The following is a 14,497-nucleotide window of genomic DNA, read 5'->3' on the forward strand; positions in this document are numbered from 1 at the left end:
TGGGCTCGTCGCCGACCGTCGGGGGCGAGGTAGCGTGCGCGGGTGTTGAGAGTTCTCGTCACCGGCATGTCCGGGACCGGCAAGTCGAGTGCGTTGCGGCGGCTCGGGCGGCTCGGGCATCGTGTGGTGGACACCGACACCGACGAGTGGAGCCGCTGGGTCACCCAACCCGACGGGTCGGCCGACTGGGTGTGGCGTGAGGACGCGATGGCCGAGCTGCTGACCGGTCACTCCAGCGGGAAGCTGTTCGTCTCGGGCTGCAAGACGAACCAGGGCGCGTTCTACCGGTGGTTCGAGCACGTCGTCCTGCTGAGCGCGCCTGCCGAAGTCCTCCTCGCCCGGATCGCGGGACGCACCACCAACCCGTACGGCAAGACCGACGAGGAACGGGCCCTCGTCCTGTCCCATCTCGCCCACGTCGAACCCCTGCTGCGCGCGGGGGCCACGGTCGAGATCGACGCGTCCGCGCCCCTGGACGAGGTGGTGCGGCGGCTCGACGCGCTTCAGGCCCGTCCGGTGCCTCCGGAGGCGCGGCGGCGGTCGAGTTCGGTGTAGCGGGCGCGCATTGCCGCGCTCGCGGCCGGGCCCGCCGTGAACACGTAGGTCCCGCTGTCGTCCAGCGGCTTGCCGGTGCGCGCGTCGACCACGATCGGGTCCGTCTCCTCGCCGGTCGCCGCGTCCACGAGGATCATCGACCGGTCCTCCGGGGCCAGGTGCCGGTTGCCCCAGGCGGCCAGGGTGACGATCACCGGGCGCAGGGAACGGCCGCGTTCGGTGAGGACGTACTCGTGGCGGACCGGGTTCTCCTGGTACGGGCGCCGTTCCAGCAGGCCGTCCGCGACGAGGGTCTTCAGGCGTGCGGTGAGCATGCTGGTGGAGATGCCCAGGCTCTGCTGGAACTGGTCGAAGCGCGTGTAGCCGTCGAACGCGTCGTGGAGGATCAGCAGCGTCCACCACTCGCCGACGTGCTGCACGGTCGTGGACAGCGGGCACTCGCGGTCCTCCAGCCTGACCCTGCTCGCCATGGCACCCTCCCGAGTCACTGCTAAAGTGAAAGTCACTTGCTTCTATTCTAGCAGTCACCTACTCGTGCGAGGCAGCCATGACCCACCAGCCCGAACCGGTCGACATCGCGGCCCTGCCCAAGGCCGTCCGGCTCCACCTGCTGGCCCACGACGCGCGGGACGCCGCCGCCGCCCTCGCCGCGTTCGCGCCGGAGGCCACCGTCACCGACGACGGCAGGACCCACCGGGGCCACGCCGCCATCGGGGAGTGGTTCGAGGAGGCCACCTCCCGGTTCACGTACACCGCCACCCCGGTCGGGGCCACGCACGACGGGCCCGGCGCGTACACCGTCGTCCAGCACCTCGAAGGCGACTTCCCCGGCGGCACCGTCGATCTGCGCCACCGGTTCGTCCTCGACGACGACGGCCTGATCAGCGCGCTCGTCATCGCCCCCTGAACAGCACGGCCCGTAAGCGACGAGGAAGCATGAAGACCTGGTTCATCACCGGCGGCACCCCGGGCGGCTTCGGCCCGGCCTACGCCGACGCCGCGCTCGGACGCGGCGACAACGTCGTCCTCACCGCGCGCCGCCCCCAGTTGCTCGCCGACTGGGCGCGCCCCCACGACGGCAGGGCGCTCGTCCTGCCGCTGGACGTCACCGACGCCCGGCAGGTCCGGGAGGCCGTCCGCGCCGCCGAGGAGCGGTTCGGCGGCATCGACGTCCTCGTCAACAACGCGGGGCGCGGCTGGTACGGCTCCGTCGAAGGCACGCCCGAGGCCGACGTGCGGCGGTCGTTCGAGCTGAACTTCTTCGCCGTCGCCGACGTCCTGCGCGCCGTCCTCCCGGGCATGCGGGCCCGGGGCGGCGGGTGGGTCGTCAGCATGTCCTCGGTCGCCGGGCTGCGGGGCGTGCCCGGCTTCGGCTACTACAGCGCCGCCAAGGCCGCCGTCGAGAGCCTGACCGAGGTGCTGCGGCGGGAGGTGGCGCCGTTCGGCATCCGCGTGCTGGCCGTCGAGCCCGGCGCCTTCCGCACCCGCGCGTACTCCGGCTTCGCCGACGAGCCGGTGGCGGAGACGGTGGACGCGTACGTGCCGCTGGTGGAGGACGTGCGCGCCGCCATGGTCGGGCAGGACGGGCGGCAGCCGGGCGATCCCCGGCGGGGAGTACGGGCGGTCCTGGACGCGATGGAGCAGGACACGCCGCCGCACCGGCTCGTCCTCGGCTCCGGCGGCTACGACGCCGTGCACGGTCAACTGAACGGCATGCTCAGTGAGTTGCGCGCCCACGAGGCCGCCTCGCGCGGCGCGGACTTCCCGCCCGGCCCGTAGCACGCGGGAGCAGCGACGGCGTGGCCAGCAGCAGGAGTCCGGCGGCGGCGACGGCCGTGCGCGGACTCGTGGCGGCGGCCAGCAGGCCCCAACCCGCCGTCAGCGCCGCGATGGTGAGCCCCGCGCTCACCGACCACGCGGCGAGCGTACGGGCGACCAGGCCGCCGTCCGTGTGCTGGAGCCGGTACGTGGCCAGCACCGGGTTGAACAGCGCGCAGCACGTCACCAGCCCGAGCTGCAGGGCGACGAACAGCACCATCCCCGGCACCCCCGCCGGGATGAACGCCAGCCCCAGCGGCCAGCACACCCGCAGCCACCCGGAGGCGCGCAGCACCGCGTCGCGGCCGTACCGCGCCACGAGGCGGGGCGCCAGGCGCGAGCCGGCGAGGCCACCGGCGCACGGCAGCGCGAACACGAGCCCGTACTGCCAGGGTTCGAGCCCGAGGTCGCGCAGCAGGAGGACGGCGAGGAGCGGTTCGGACGCCATGATCAGCCCGTTGACGGCGAGGGCGTTGAGGAACAGCGGGCGCAGCACGGGGTGGCCGAGGATGTGGTGCCAGCCCGCCAGCAGGTCGCCCGCCCGGGGCCGCGCCGCTCGCGGCCGGGCCGGGGCCGGTTCCGTGCCGCCGATGGCGCGGATGCCGAGGGCGGACAGCAGGTGGCTCACCGCGTTGGCCGCCACGGTCGCCACCGGGCCTGACAGCGCGACCGCCGCGCCGCCGACGGGCGGGCCGGTCATGGTGGCCGTCCAACCGGTCGCCTCGAAGCGGCTGTTGGCGGCGAGCAGGTCCCCGGGCGGCAGGAGGTGCCGCAGGTACGCGCCGCTCGCCGCGCGGAACGCGATGTCGGCCGCCGCGACGACGACCGCGACGGCGAGCAGATGCGCGTAACCGAGGCGCCCCAGCGCGTACGCGGCCGGTACGGTCAGCAGCGCCGCGCACCGCACCAGGTCCGTCGCCACCATCACCGGCCGCTTGCGGCGGAACTCCACCCACGGCCCGAGCGGCACCGCCAGCACCGCCCCCACGGCCCGCCCCGCCGCCGCGAGCAGCGCCACCCGCGCCGGTCCGGCGTCCAGCACCTCCACCGCGACCAGAGTGAACGCCCCGAAGCCGAGCGCCGTGCCGTACGCGCTCACCGCGTACGCCGCCCACAGCCACCCGAACCGGCGCCCCAGCGCCCGCCTGCCCGCCGTACCTCTCACGCCCGGCATCCAAGCCGCAGGCAGGGGGCGAAATCAAACAACTGTTCCCGCGCGGGCGACAACCGCCCGTTGTCGCGCCTACCGCGCCCCGGCGTCCCCGCCCCAGTCCGCCAGCGCCGCGGCCAGAGTACGGACGAGGCGGTCGAAGCTGCGGTCGATGTCGACGGGCAGCGCGAAGGCGCCGCCGGTCTCCAGCGCGACGAACCCGTGCAGCGCCGCCCGGAAGGACCGGATGGCGTCCACGGCGTCGTCGCCGCCGAAGCCGTAGCCGCCCATCACCGTCGCCAGCACCTGGACGGCACGGGCGCTCGCCGCCTCGTCGTCGGCGTCGCCGGGGACGGGGGCCCGCTGGGCGGCCTGGTAGCGGCCGGGGTGCTCCAGCGCCCAGGCGCGGTACGCGTGCGCCACCGCCACCAGGGCGTCGGCGCGGGCGCGGCCGATGGCGGCGCGGCCCAGCACGTCGGCCAGCTCGTTCTTCGTCAGCACGGCGATGCGCTGCCGGAGCGACGCGAGGCCGTCGATGTGCTTGTACAGCGACGGCTGGCGCACCCCCAGGCGGGCGGCGAGGGCCGCGAGGGTGAGCCGGTCGGTCCCCGTCTCGTCGGCCATCGCGGCGGCCTCGGCGACGACCCGTTCCGTGTTCAGTCCTGCTCTAGGCACGGGCGGCATTCTCCTTCAGGAACGGGAGCATCAGCGAGACGACCTGCTCCGGGAACTGGTCGTGCGGGTAGTGCCCGGCGCCCTCGACCAGCTCCACGCGGCCCAGGCCGGGCGGCAGGGCGGCCACGATGCCCGCGCCCTCGGCGTGCGGGTCGGCCCAGTCGGGGTCGAGCGTGCCCATCACGACCAGGACGGGCGCGCGGACGCCGCCGAGCTGCGCGCCCGCGTCGGCCGGGGCGGCGCGGAGCATGCCCGTGAACGCCTTCCGCCGGCCCGGCTCGCGCAGCATCGCGTCGATGTGGTCGAGCCGCCCGGCCCAGTCGGCCGGGCGCACGCCGGGGTACGCGACGTCGAGGTACGCGCGCCACTGCCGCGTGCTGCCGGACACCGTCGCGCCCAGGAGGCGCAGCATGCCCTGCCGGACGCGCTTGATCCGCAGGTCGCCGGGGCGGATCGACTGCTTGCGGGTGAAGGGGGCCAACTCGACCAGTCCGCTGACCAGTTCGGGTTCCCGCGCGGCGGCGATGGTGGCGGCGCCGCCCGCGATCGAGTGGCCGACGAGCACGGCCGGGCCGCCGAGATGCCGGACCAGCGCGAGCAGGTCGCCCGCGATGGCGGTGCGGCTCCAGTCGGACCAGTCGGCGCTGGACTCGCCGCAGCCGCGCAGGTCGACGGCGGCCACGCGGTACCCGGCGGCCACCAGGGGCGGGACCACCGAGCGGTACGCGGCGCGGCTGTCGCCCAGGCCGTGCGCGAGCACGACCAGCGGGCCGGTCCCCGCCACCTCGTACGCGATCGTGCCGCCGTCGACGGCGAGGTACTCGGCCATGGCCCCTCCAGGACTCGCTATTGCTTATAGCCAAAAAGCTATGCCCGATAGCCAACGCTGTCAAGCCCGCTGCCCGGGACGGTCTTGCCGGGCAGGCCGCCACGGTCGGCCTACGCGCATCGACACACCGGCGCGCAAGAGGGCACATCGCGTCGTGCTCCGCCGGGATCAGGCCTCACCGACGACGCGCCGACACGGTCCCGCCGTCCAGGGGCAGGCACGTTCACGGCGCTGTGTGCCGCCACACCGCCGCACCGCGCGACAGCGGCGGCGGCCTCCACGCCCGGTACGCCAACGGCGGCACAGCGCGAGGGCGGACAAGACGAAGGAGAGACCGCATGAGTGTCATCGTCAGGCGCCTGGGTGATGCCCTGCCGCCCGGCTTCACCGAATTCGCCGATTTCTTCGCCGGCTGGCAGGACGCCTTCTGGGCCTACCCGAAGGACGACGTCAGGAACGACTACAACTCCATCGTCTTCGGCGGGACTTCCGCCGACGAGCAGCTGAGGATCATGAACCAGCCGGAGTTCCGGCTGCTGCACAGCCTCCTTCCGGCGGGCACGACACCGGTCACGGCGTTCTGCCAGATCTACTCGCTGAAGTACCGGCGGCAGATGCTGACGCTGGAGATCTCCGGCCTCTACACGATCAAGTTCACGCTGTGGCCGCACGTCGGCGCCAGCCCTCTCGGCCCGCAGTCCACCGACTTCGAGTACACGCTGTACGACAGCGCGAGGGCGACCGTGCCCGTCACCGTCGCGCTACCGCGCCTCGTCCCCGCGACGGACTGACCCGCACCCGCCGGGTCCTGCCGACGGCCGGCCCCCCGGTCAGCGCTCCGCCGAGGCGGCGTCCAGCAGCAGGTCGTGCAGCGCCTCGGCCGCGCCGGACGGTTCGGCGGGGGTCAGGATCACCTGGTCCGCGGTGGTCGAGGGGCCGGTGAGCGGGATGACGCGCAGCCCCGGCGGCCGGTGGTCGAGCGCGGACGCGACGGTGATGCCGATGCCCGTCCCGGCCGCGACGTGGGCGGCGATGGCCTGCACGCTGTCGGCCGTCCTGATGATCCGCAGGTCCGCCCCGCCGATACGGAACGCGGCCAGCAGGCGGTCGCACAGGCCGCTGTTGATCTGGTGCGGCCAGGTGAGCAGGGCGGTCGTGGACAGCTCCGCCGCGCTCAACTCGGCGCGGTCGGCGAGGGGATGGGCCTCGGGAACGAGCGCCGTGAACCGCTCGGTGGACAGCACCCGCGCCCGTACGCCCGTCACCCCGTCCGTCGCCCAGCCGACGCCGAGCCCGATCGCCCCGGCCCGCAGGGCGGTGAGCTGGGCGGTGGTCGGCATCGGCTCGGGGACGATCGTCACGTCGGGGAAGCGGTCGCGCAGCCGGGGCAGGCAGCGCAGCAGCAGCCGGTGGCCGGTGTACTCGGCGTGCCCGACGACGAGGGTCGTGCCCGTCCCGTCGCCCGCGGCCAGGGCGCGGCCGCGCTGCTGGAAACGGCGCAGCTGGGCGAGGGCGGCGTGGGCGTCGGGCAGCAGCGCCTCGCCGAGGCCGGTCAGCGCGACGCGGCGGCTGGTGCGGTGGAACAGCCGCCCGCCCAGCGTGCTCTCCAGCCGCCGCACGGCGTCGCTGACCGTCGGCTGCCCCCGGTGCAGGCGCGCGGCGGCGCGGCCGAAGTGCAGCTCCTCGGCGACGGCGACGAACGCCTCCAGTTCCATCCTGTCCACCCCGCCAGGCTAACGCGATCGATCGGCGTCACCGATCGCTGCACGTCGAAGTCTCTCGTTGATGCCTGGCCGCGCACGCGCTGTGATGGGAGGGCAGGCAGGAGCAGGCTCGACCGGAAGCAGTGAGAAGCACATGACAGCCAACGACGTCACCGTCACCGTGACCGTGGTCTACCACTCGGTCCACGGCCACACCCAGGCCCTGGCCGAACACATCGCCGCCGGGGCGCGGACCGTCCCGGGCGCGGAGGTGCACCTCGTCGAGGTGCGCGCCGAGGACGTCAACGCGGGCCGCTGGTACGACGCGGAGGCGATGGCGCTAATCGAACGCTCCGACGCGCTGGTCCTCGGCAGCCCGACGCTGATGGGCAGCGTGTCGGCGGTGTTCAAGGCGTTCATGGAGGCCGCGTTCACGGCGTTCACGACGCAGGCGTGGAAGGACAAGCTGGCCGGCGGGTTCACCATGTCGGCCTCGCAGAGCGGCGACAAGCTGACCGTCCTCCAGCAGCTGTCCGTCTTCGGCGCGCAGCTCGGCATGCAGTGGGTCGGCGTCGGCGACATGCCGGGCAACAACTGGAGCGGCGGCTCGCGCGACGACCTCAACCGCCTCGGCTCGTGGCTCGGCCTGATGAGCCAGAGCCACGCCGACCACGACGCCGACCGGGCGGGATCGCTCGGCGACATGATCACGGCCGAACGCTACGGCGAGCGCATCGCGCGCCTGGCCCAGCGCTGGGTGAACGGCGTGCCGTACGAGACACCCCGCATGACCGAACACGAGGCCCGCGCCCTCTCGGCATCCCTCCGCGAGACGGCCGGGGCCGCCTGACCGCCCCCGCCTCTACGCTGGGGCCATGGCACGACGTGGGCGCGGCTGGTACCGGGGCGACTGCCATGTGCACTCCGTCCACTCGGACGGCGAGCTGACGCCCGAGCGGCTCGCCACCGACGCCCGCGCCGCCGGGCTCGACTTCCTCGCGACCACCGAGCACAACTCCCCCGCCCCGCACGGCGCGTGGTCGCCGTACGCCGGTGACGACCTGCTGGTGGTGCTCGGCGAGGAGGTCACCACCAGGACCGGGCACTGGCTCGCGCTCGGCCTGCGCCCAGGTCAACTGGTGGACTGGGACTACGGAGTCGGCGACGGCCGTGTCGAGCGGCAGGTGGACGAGGTGCGCCGCGTCGGCGGCCTGTGCGTCGCCGCACACCCCCACGCGCCGTACCCGACCGGCACATTCCGCTACCCCTACGACGGCTTCGACGCCGTGGAGGTGTGGAACGGCGCCTGGTCGTCGGACGTGCCGTGGCAGGCGGACAACGAGGCGGCGCTCGCCGAATGGGCCCGCGCACTGGCCGCCGACATCCCCGGCGGCGGCCGGTGGCGGCCCGCGACGGGCGGCAGCGACGCCCACCTGCCGGGGCAACTCGCCCATCCGCACACCGTCGTGCACGCCGAGGACCTGACGACAGCGGCCGTCCTGTCGGGCCTGCGCGCCGGACGCAGCTGGATCGCCGCCTCGGCCGCCGTCGAACTGACCGTCTCCGCCGAGGCGTCGGGCCGCGTCGCGGGCATCGGGGAACGGCTGGCGGCGGACGGCGAAGCGCTGGTACGCGTCACCGTGGCGGGCGTACCCGGCGGGACCGTCACCCTGCACACCGAGCAGGGCCCGGCACACCGCACCACGGCAAAGACCGTCGAATGGCACACGGACGCGGCCTTCGTACGCGCCGAAGTCCGCTTTCCCAACGGCAAGATGGCCGCCCTGACCAACCCCGTCGTACTTCGCTGAGAGGCCCGCGCTCTCAGCCCAACCCGGCGCGCCCCCCACGCGGCACAGCGGACGGCCATGACCGGGCCGTGCGGGACCTTCGAGTCGCGCAGCGGCATGACACCCACGGCCGTCCGGCTGCTGGCCGTGCTGCGGGGTGTTCCCGAACGGGCGGACGAGCGGTGAACGAGAGTACGGCCGTGGACGGGGACGGCCAGGAGGGGAACAAGCGGGCGTCCGTGCGGGACCTCAGCGCCGAAGTGGAGGCGATGGGGCGGGCGATCGAGGACCACCTCGCGCTGCTGCGCGGCGAACGCTGCTCCTAGCCCGGCTGCCCGCCGGTCGGCGCCGTCCGCTGCCGACGCGGATTGCCGTAGGCCCGGTCTACGTCAGGGGAGTGGTCGGGGCGTGCAACAGGGGGCGGTCGCCCAGGGGTTCGGTGAGCGCGATCATGCGAGAGACGGGCAAGGGCTGGACGGCGGCGCACATCTCGGCCGGGTCGGGGTGCAGTTCGGCGCTGAGGGGGGCGATCTCCACGCCGTCGGGGCCCTCTTCGACCAGGACGCCGAGCGGTCTGTAGCGGCAGGCGATGCCCTCCGTGTAGCGGATGACGACCTCCCGTCCGCCGTCCCGCAGGGCCGCGAACTCCCAGGGCAGGACGGCCGCGCCGGGCCGGTCCGCCCGTGTGGCCCGTGGTGCGGCGGAGATGTCCTGCGGGGGGCCGTCCGGTGGTGCGGCGGGCACCAGAGCGTCGGCGGACGGCGGGCCGAGCGGTGACGGGACGGTGAGCGCCGCCCGTTCGTCACCGCCACCGCCTGAGCAGGCGGCCACGGCGGCGAGCAGCGCCGCCGCCGTGGCCGTCATCCGCCAAGTCCGCCTCACACACGCAGTGTTCAGGATGCTGTGGCGTCGGACAATGCTGTGAACTCCTCGTCGGAGAGTTTCACTCCGGCCGCCGCCGTGTTCTCGTCCAGGTGCTGCACCGAGGACGTGCCCGGGATCGGGAGGATCACCGGGGAGCGGTGCAGCAGCCAGGCCAGGGCCAGTTGGGACGGGCGCAGGCCGCGTTCGTCGGCGATGCGCGTGAGCGGGCTGTCCGTACCGGCGAGGCCGCCGGTGGCCAGCGGGTGCCAGGGGATGAACGCGATGCCGTTCGCCTCCGCGTACTCCAGCACGTCCTCGTCCGCGCGCTCGCCGAGGTTGTAGCGGTTCTGCACGGACACGATCGGCGCGATCTCCCGGGCCGCCTCGATCTCGGCGACGCTCACCTGGCTCAGGCCGATGTGCCGGATCTTGCCCTCGCTCCGCAGCGCGGCCAGTTCGCCGATCTGGTCGGCGAGCGGCACGTCCGGGTCGATGCGGTGCAGCTGGAGGAGGTCGATGCGCTCGACGCCGAGGTTGCGCAGGTTCAGCTCGGTCTGCTGCCGCAGATAGGCCGGGCGGCCGACCGGCGCCCACTGGCCTGGGCCCTGCCGCGTGAAGCCGACCTTCGTCGCGATCACCAGCTCGTCGTCGTACGGGTGCAGCGCCTCGCGCAGCAGCTCGTCCGCGATGTACGGGCCGTACGCGTCGGCGGTGTCGATCAGCGTGATGCCCAGCTCGCGCGTGCGGCGCAGGACGCGCAGGGCCTCGTCGCGGTCCCTCGGCTCGCCCCACACCCCCGGGCCAGGCAGCTGCATGATGCCGAAGCCGAGGCGGGTGACGGGCAGGTCGCCGCCGAGGGAGAACGTGCCGGATGCCGCCGCGAGGCGCTGGTCGTCGGTCATGGGTGTCCGTGCCCTTCGTCGGTCGTTCGTCGTACCACGACCGCAACCTAACGAGCGCCCGCGCTGTTCCCCGGCATCACCGCGCCCGAAGGGCCCTCAGCCGAAGCGGCCCGAGATGTAGTCCTCGGTGGCCTGCACCGACGGGTTGCGGAAGATCTTCTGCGTCGCGTCCACCTCGATCAGCTTCCCCGGCTGCCCGATCGCCGCCAGGTTGAAGAACGCGGTGCGGTCCGAGACACGCGCCGCCTGCTGCATGTTGTGCGTGACGATGACGATCGTGTACCGCGTCTTCAGCTTGTCGATCAGGTCCTCGATGGCCAGCGTCGAGATGGGGTCGAGCGCGGAGCACGGCTCGTCCATCAGCAGCACGTCCGGCTCGACGGCCGTGGCGCGCGCGATGCACAGCCGCTGCTGCTGCCCGCCGGACAGGCCGGCGCCGGGGCGGCCGAGGCGGTCCTTGACCTCGTTCCACAGGTTCGCGGCGCGGAGGTTCTCCTCCACGATGCCGTCCAGCTCGGACTTCTTGTACCGCGTGCCGTTGAGCTTGAGGCCGGCCGCCACGTTGTCGTAGATCGACATGGTGGGGAACGGGTTGGGCCGCTGGAAGACCATGCCGACCGTGCGGCGCACCGAGACCGGGTCCACGCCGGGCCCGTACAGGTCCTCGTTGTCCAGCAGCACCTTGCCCTCGACGCGGCCGCCCGGCGTCACCTCGTGCATGCGGTTCAGGGTGCGCAGGAACGTGGACTTGCCGCAGCCGGACGGGCCGATGAAGGCCGTGACCGCGCCCGGCTCCACGTGCATGGTGATGTCCTCGATCGCCTTGTGCGTCCCGTAGTAGGCGGTGAGGCCGTTCACGTCGATGCGTTTGGCCATGATCGGTGTCGTTTCTTTCTCTCAGTGAGGGGCGGCCGGGCGTCAGCGACCGGACTTCGGTGCCTTCCAGCGGGCGACGGCGCGCGCCGCCAGGTTCAGGACCATCACGAACGCGATGAGGACGAGCGCCGCCGCCCACGCCCGGTCGTACGCGGCCTCGGTGCCGAACGACCACTGCTCGTACACGTACAGCGGCAGCGACGACTGGGCGCCCTCGAAGACGTTGCCGTTGATCATGTTGGTGCCGAAGACCAGCAGGATGATCGGCGCGGTCTCGCCCGCGATGCGCGCCAGCGCCAGCATCACGCCGGTCGCGATGCCGCCGATGGCGGTCGGCAGGACGACGCCGAGGATCGTGCGCCACTTCGGCACGCCCAGCGCGAGCGACGCCTCCCGCAGCTCCGCCGGGACCAGCTTCAGCATCTCCTCGGTGGAGCGGACCACGATCGGCATCATCAGGATGGCCAGCGCCATGGCGCCCGCGAAGCCCGAGTAGCCGAAGTCCAGCATCATGATCCACAGGCTGAGGATGAACAGGCCCGCGACGATCGACGGGATGCCCGTCATCACGTCCACGAAGAACGTGATCGCCTTCGCCAGCCGCCCGCGCCCGTACTCCACCAGGTAGACGGCCGTCAGCAGGCCGATCGGGATGGCGATCACCGAGGCGATCGCGACCTGTTCGAGCGTGCCGAGGATGGCGTGGTAGATGCCGCCGCCCGCCTGCCAGCTGAGGACGCCGTTCATCGAGTGGGTGAGGAAGTACCAGTCCACATGCGGCACGCCGCGCCTGATCGTCTCGTACAACAGCGACGCCAGCGGCAGCAGCGCCACGAGGAAGCACGCCCACACGAGCAGCAGCGCCAGCCGGTCCACCGCCCGCCGCCTGCCCTCGACGCGCCAGGCCAGGCCGAACGTCGCGGCGACGAAGACGACCGCCGCGATCAGGCCCCACTGGAGGTGGCTGTGCAGGCGGCCGACGACGCCCACGACCACGGCGAACGCGACCGCGCCGACCAGCAGCGCGCCCGTCGCCCAGCGCGGCAGGCGCGGCGGGCGCAGCGCCGCGGGGGCCACGAGCGGGGCGTCCGCCGTGGCGTCGGTGACAGAGCTGGATCCGGTCATGCGGCGGTCCCCGAGTACTCCTTGCGGCGCGCGATGATCAGCCGCGCCGCGCCGTTGACGAGCAGGGTGAGGAGGAAGAGCACCAGACCGGAGGCGATCAGCGCGTCACGGCCCATGGAACCGGCCTCCTTGAACTGGCTGGCGATGTTCTGCGCGAACGTGGCGCCGCCCGACTCCAGCAGGCTCGCGTTGATCAGGAAGCTCGGCGACAGCACCGTCGCCACCGCCATCGTCTCCCCGAGCGCGCGCCCGAGGCCCAGCATCGACGCGCTGATGACGCCCGACCGGGAGAACGGCAGGACCGTCATCCTGATGACCTCCCAGCGCGTCGCGCCCAGCGCGAGCGCCGCCTCCTGGTGCCCCTTCGGCGTCTGGCGGAACACCTCGCGGGTCACGCTCGTGATGATCGGCAGGATCATGACCGCCAGCAGGATGCCGACCGTCATCAGGGAACGGGCGGGCGTCCCGTCGTACGCGAAGATCCCCGTCCAGCCGAAGAACTGGTCGAGCCACTCGTACAGGCCCGTCATGTGCGGCACCAGGTACAGCGCGCCCCACAGGCCGTAGATGATGCTCGGCACCGCCGCCAGCAGGTCCACGAGGTAGCTGAACGTCGCGGCGACGCGGCGGGGCGCGTAGTGGGAGATGAACAGGGCGATGCCGATCGCCACCGGCACGGCCAGCACCATCGCGATGACGGAGCTGACGACCGTGCCGAAGAGGAGGACGGCGATGCCGAAGACGGGCGGGTCGGCGTTCGCGTCCCACTGGAAGGTGGTGAGGAAGTTGCCCTCGTTCCGGGAGATCGCGACGACCGCCCGGATGGCCAGGAAGACGGCGATGGCCGCCATGATCGCGAGCAGGGCGATACCCGAGCCGCGGGACAGGCCGCTGAAGACGCGGTCGCCGAGGCGCTCGGCGTTGCGGTCGGCGTCGCGGTCGGCGCGCCGCTCCTCGTTCCGCTGGGCGCTCGGCGTCATGACAGCTCCTCGACGCGCGCGCGTACCCGCTCGACGATGCCGTCGGACAGCGGCGCGTAATCGATCTCGGCGAGGTCGCGCTGCCCCTGCTCACCGGCCGTGTACTCCAGGAACGCCCTGGTCAGCGGCAGGGTGCCGGGGGCGTTGCCCCGGTCGCAGACGATCTCGTAGGTGACCAGGACGATGGGGTAGACGTCGGGCTCGCGCGTCGCGTAGTCCAGGCTGAGGACGAGGTCGCCGTCCGCGCCGGTGACGTCCGCCTCGGCGAGGGCGTTCGACGCCGTGTCCACGTCGGCGGGGACGGGCTCGTCGGCGCCGGTGTCGACGCGGGCGGTGTCCACCCCGTTCTGGTGGGCGTAGGACAGCTCGAAGTAGGAGATCGCGCCCTCGTTCTGCTGCACCTGGCCGACGAGGCCGGACGAGCCGTCCGCCGACTGGCCGCCGCGTCCGCGCCACGCCTTGTCCGGCTCGTGCGGCCAGGCGTCGGGGGCGGCCTCGTGCAGGTAGGCGGTGAAGTTGTCGGTGGTGCCCGAGCCGTCGGAGCGGTGGAACGGGGTGATGGGCAGGTCCGGGAGGTCCGTGTCCGGGTTGAGCCGGGCGATGGCCGGGTCGTCCCAGCGGCCGATCTCCGAGTCGAAGATCAGCGCGAGGGTCTCCGCGTCCAGGACCAGGTCGTCCACGCCCGGCAGGTTGTAGCCGATGGCGATCGGGCCTGCCAGCATCGGCAGGTGGATCGCACGGCCCCCGTCGCGGCACACGGAGCGCGACTCCTCGATCTCGCGCGGGGACAGCTCGGAGTCCGAGCCGGCGAACGCGGTGGTGCCCTGGAGGAACTCCTGCACGCCCGCGCCGGAGCCGGTCGCCTTGTAGTTGATCCGGCCGCCTTCACAGTTCGCCTGGTAGCTGTTCACCCAGATCTCCATGGCGTTCGCCTGGGCGCTGGAGCCGGAGGCGAGGAGCGTGCCGTCGCCGGGGGCGCAGGCGACGTCCTTGGGGGAGAACCGCACGGCACCGGGGAGGCCGGAGTTGTCGTCCGAACCGCAGGCAGTGAGGCCCAGGCCCGCAAAGGCCAGGACCGCCGCGCCGAGGCGTAGCTTCACTGTCGTGTCGTTCCTTCCCGTTGCCACTTACGTTCGAAAGTAGGCAGCCAAGGTGAAGTCATCGATGGGCGTAAGTGAAGAGGAGATGAACCCCAGCGGGCAGGGAGGTTGCCCGGAAGGTGCACCTTAC

General features: G+C 72.9%; 18 protein-coding genes. 7 read left to right on the forward strand and 11 right to left on the reverse strand.

Going from position 1 to position 14,497, the window contains the following annotated elements:
• The first annotated feature begins 42 nt into the window (after positions 1-42).
• Positions 43-555 (forward strand): AAA family ATPase, encoded by a 513-nt coding sequence (locus ACIBPC_RS20435; protein ID WP_398846479.1) that lies wholly within the window; start codon positions 43-45, stop codon positions 553-555.
• Here the strand turns inward: ACIBPC_RS20435 and ACIBPC_RS20440 are convergent.
• On the reverse strand, positions 504-1,025 hold the full coding sequence (locus ACIBPC_RS20440; protein ID WP_398846481.1) for a winged helix-turn-helix transcriptional regulator: 522 nt from the start codon (positions 1,023-1,025) through the stop codon (positions 504-506). The two genes, ACIBPC_RS20435 and ACIBPC_RS20440, sit on opposite strands and share 52 nt — an antisense overlap.
• 77 nt (positions 1,026-1,102) lie before the next feature.
• Between ACIBPC_RS20440 and ACIBPC_RS20445 the strand changes: the two genes are divergently transcribed.
• Both ACIBPC_RS20445 and ACIBPC_RS20450 read left to right on the forward strand, forming a co-directional pair.
• Entirely contained in the window at positions 1,103-1,462 is a 360-nt protein-coding gene (locus ACIBPC_RS20445) for a nuclear transport factor 2 family protein (protein ID WP_398846483.1), read from the forward strand.
• Positions 1,463-1,491: 29 nt separating this feature from the next.
• Positions 1,492-2,334 (forward strand): SDR family NAD(P)-dependent oxidoreductase, encoded by an 843-nt coding sequence (locus tag ACIBPC_RS20450; protein ID WP_398846485.1) that lies wholly within the window; start codon positions 1,492-1,494, stop codon positions 2,332-2,334.
• On the opposite strand, the gene ACIBPC_RS20455 is transcribed toward ACIBPC_RS20450, so the two are convergent.
• From ACIBPC_RS20455 to ACIBPC_RS20465, 3 genes are all read right to left on the reverse strand, one after another.
• Positions 2,273-3,547 (reverse strand): MFS transporter, encoded by a 1,275-nt coding sequence (locus tag ACIBPC_RS20455; RefSeq protein ID WP_398846487.1) that lies wholly within the window; start codon positions 3,545-3,547, stop codon positions 2,273-2,275. The genes ACIBPC_RS20450 and ACIBPC_RS20455 overlap by 62 nt on opposite strands.
• A 69-nt stretch (positions 3,548-3,616) precedes the next feature.
• A complete protein-coding gene (locus ACIBPC_RS20460) occupies positions 3,617-4,198 on the reverse strand; it encodes a TetR-like C-terminal domain-containing protein (protein ID WP_398846488.1) in 582 nt (193 codons plus the stop codon).
• Positions 4,191-5,027: an alpha/beta fold hydrolase gene (locus ACIBPC_RS20465; RefSeq protein WP_398846490.1), complete on the reverse strand. Its 837-nt coding sequence runs from the start codon at positions 5,025-5,027 to the stop codon at positions 4,191-4,193. Before ACIBPC_RS20465 ends, ACIBPC_RS20460 begins: the two co-directional genes overlap by 8 nt.
• A 338-nt stretch (positions 5,028-5,365) precedes the next feature.
• Between ACIBPC_RS20465 and ACIBPC_RS20470 the strand changes: the two genes are divergently transcribed.
• A complete protein-coding gene (locus ACIBPC_RS20470; protein ID WP_398846492.1) occupies positions 5,366-5,818 on the forward strand; it encodes a hypothetical protein in 453 nt (150 codons plus the stop codon).
• Positions 5,819-5,857: 39 nt separating this feature from the next.
• Here the strand turns inward: ACIBPC_RS20470 and ACIBPC_RS20475 are convergent, their stop codons facing one another.
• The gene (locus ACIBPC_RS20475; RefSeq protein WP_362965780.1) at positions 5,858-6,742 is read right to left on the reverse strand and encodes a LysR family transcriptional regulator; all 885 of its coding nucleotides are present in this window, start codon (positions 6,740-6,742) and stop codon (positions 5,858-5,860) included.
• A 142-nt stretch (positions 6,743-6,884) separates the two neighbouring features.
• Between ACIBPC_RS20475 and ACIBPC_RS20480 the strand changes: the two genes are divergently transcribed.
• The 3 genes from ACIBPC_RS20480 to ACIBPC_RS20490 all read left to right on the forward strand — a co-directional run bounded on the left by ACIBPC_RS20480 (position 6,885) and on the right by ACIBPC_RS20490 (position 8,846).
• Positions 6,885-7,580 (forward strand): flavodoxin family protein, encoded by a 696-nt coding sequence (locus ACIBPC_RS20480; RefSeq protein WP_398846493.1) that lies wholly within the window; start codon positions 6,885-6,887, stop codon positions 7,578-7,580.
• A 25-nt stretch (positions 7,581-7,605) separates the two neighbouring features.
• A complete protein-coding gene (locus tag ACIBPC_RS20485) occupies positions 7,606-8,541 on the forward strand; it encodes a CehA/McbA family metallohydrolase (RefSeq protein ID WP_398846495.1) in 936 nt (311 codons plus the stop codon).
• Positions 8,542-8,702: 161 nt separating this feature from the next.
• Positions 8,703-8,846: a hypothetical protein gene (locus tag ACIBPC_RS20490; RefSeq protein ID WP_398846497.1), complete on the forward strand. Its 144-nt coding sequence runs from the start codon at positions 8,703-8,705 to the stop codon at positions 8,844-8,846.
• A 58-nt stretch (positions 8,847-8,904) separates the two neighbouring features.
• Here the strand turns inward: ACIBPC_RS20490 and ACIBPC_RS20495 are convergent, their stop codons facing one another.
• The 6 genes from ACIBPC_RS20495 to pstS all read right to left on the reverse strand — a co-directional run bounded on the left by ACIBPC_RS20495 (position 8,905) and on the right by pstS (position 14,367).
• A complete protein-coding gene (locus ACIBPC_RS20495) occupies positions 8,905-9,402 on the reverse strand; it encodes a hypothetical protein (protein WP_398846499.1) in 498 nt (165 codons plus the stop codon).
• 11 nt (positions 9,403-9,413) lie between these two features.
• On the reverse strand, positions 9,414-10,286 hold the full coding sequence (locus ACIBPC_RS20500) for an aldo/keto reductase (protein ID WP_398846501.1): 873 nt from the start codon (positions 10,284-10,286) through the stop codon (positions 9,414-9,416).
• Between the two features lie 96 nt (positions 10,287-10,382).
• Positions 10,383-11,162: a phosphate ABC transporter ATP-binding protein PstB gene (gene pstB, locus ACIBPC_RS20505; protein ID WP_362965684.1), complete on the reverse strand. Its 780-nt coding sequence runs from the start codon at positions 11,160-11,162 to the stop codon at positions 10,383-10,385.
• A gap of 42 nt (positions 11,163-11,204) precedes the next feature.
• Positions 11,205-12,287: a phosphate ABC transporter permease PstA gene (gene pstA, locus ACIBPC_RS20510; RefSeq protein ID WP_398846504.1), complete on the reverse strand. Its 1,083-nt coding sequence runs from the start codon at positions 12,285-12,287 to the stop codon at positions 11,205-11,207.
• Positions 12,284-13,267, reverse strand: a complete 984-nt coding sequence (pstC, locus tag ACIBPC_RS20515) for a phosphate ABC transporter permease subunit PstC (protein WP_398846505.1) — start codon at positions 13,265-13,267, stop codon at positions 12,284-12,286. The genes pstA and pstC overlap by 4 nt, the downstream gene beginning before the upstream one ends.
• Positions 13,264-14,367 (reverse strand): phosphate ABC transporter substrate-binding protein PstS, encoded by a 1,104-nt coding sequence (gene pstS, locus ACIBPC_RS20520; RefSeq protein ID WP_362965690.1) that lies wholly within the window; start codon positions 14,365-14,367, stop codon positions 13,264-13,266. Before pstS ends, pstC begins: the two co-directional genes overlap by 4 nt.
• Positions 14,368-14,497 lie beyond the last annotated feature (130 nt).

Origin of the sequence: Streptomyces sp. NPDC049879 (assembly GCF_044461265.1) — a bacterium.
In the GTDB taxonomy this organism is placed as follows: Bacteria; Actinomycetota; Actinomycetes; order Streptomycetales; family Streptomycetaceae; genus Streptomyces.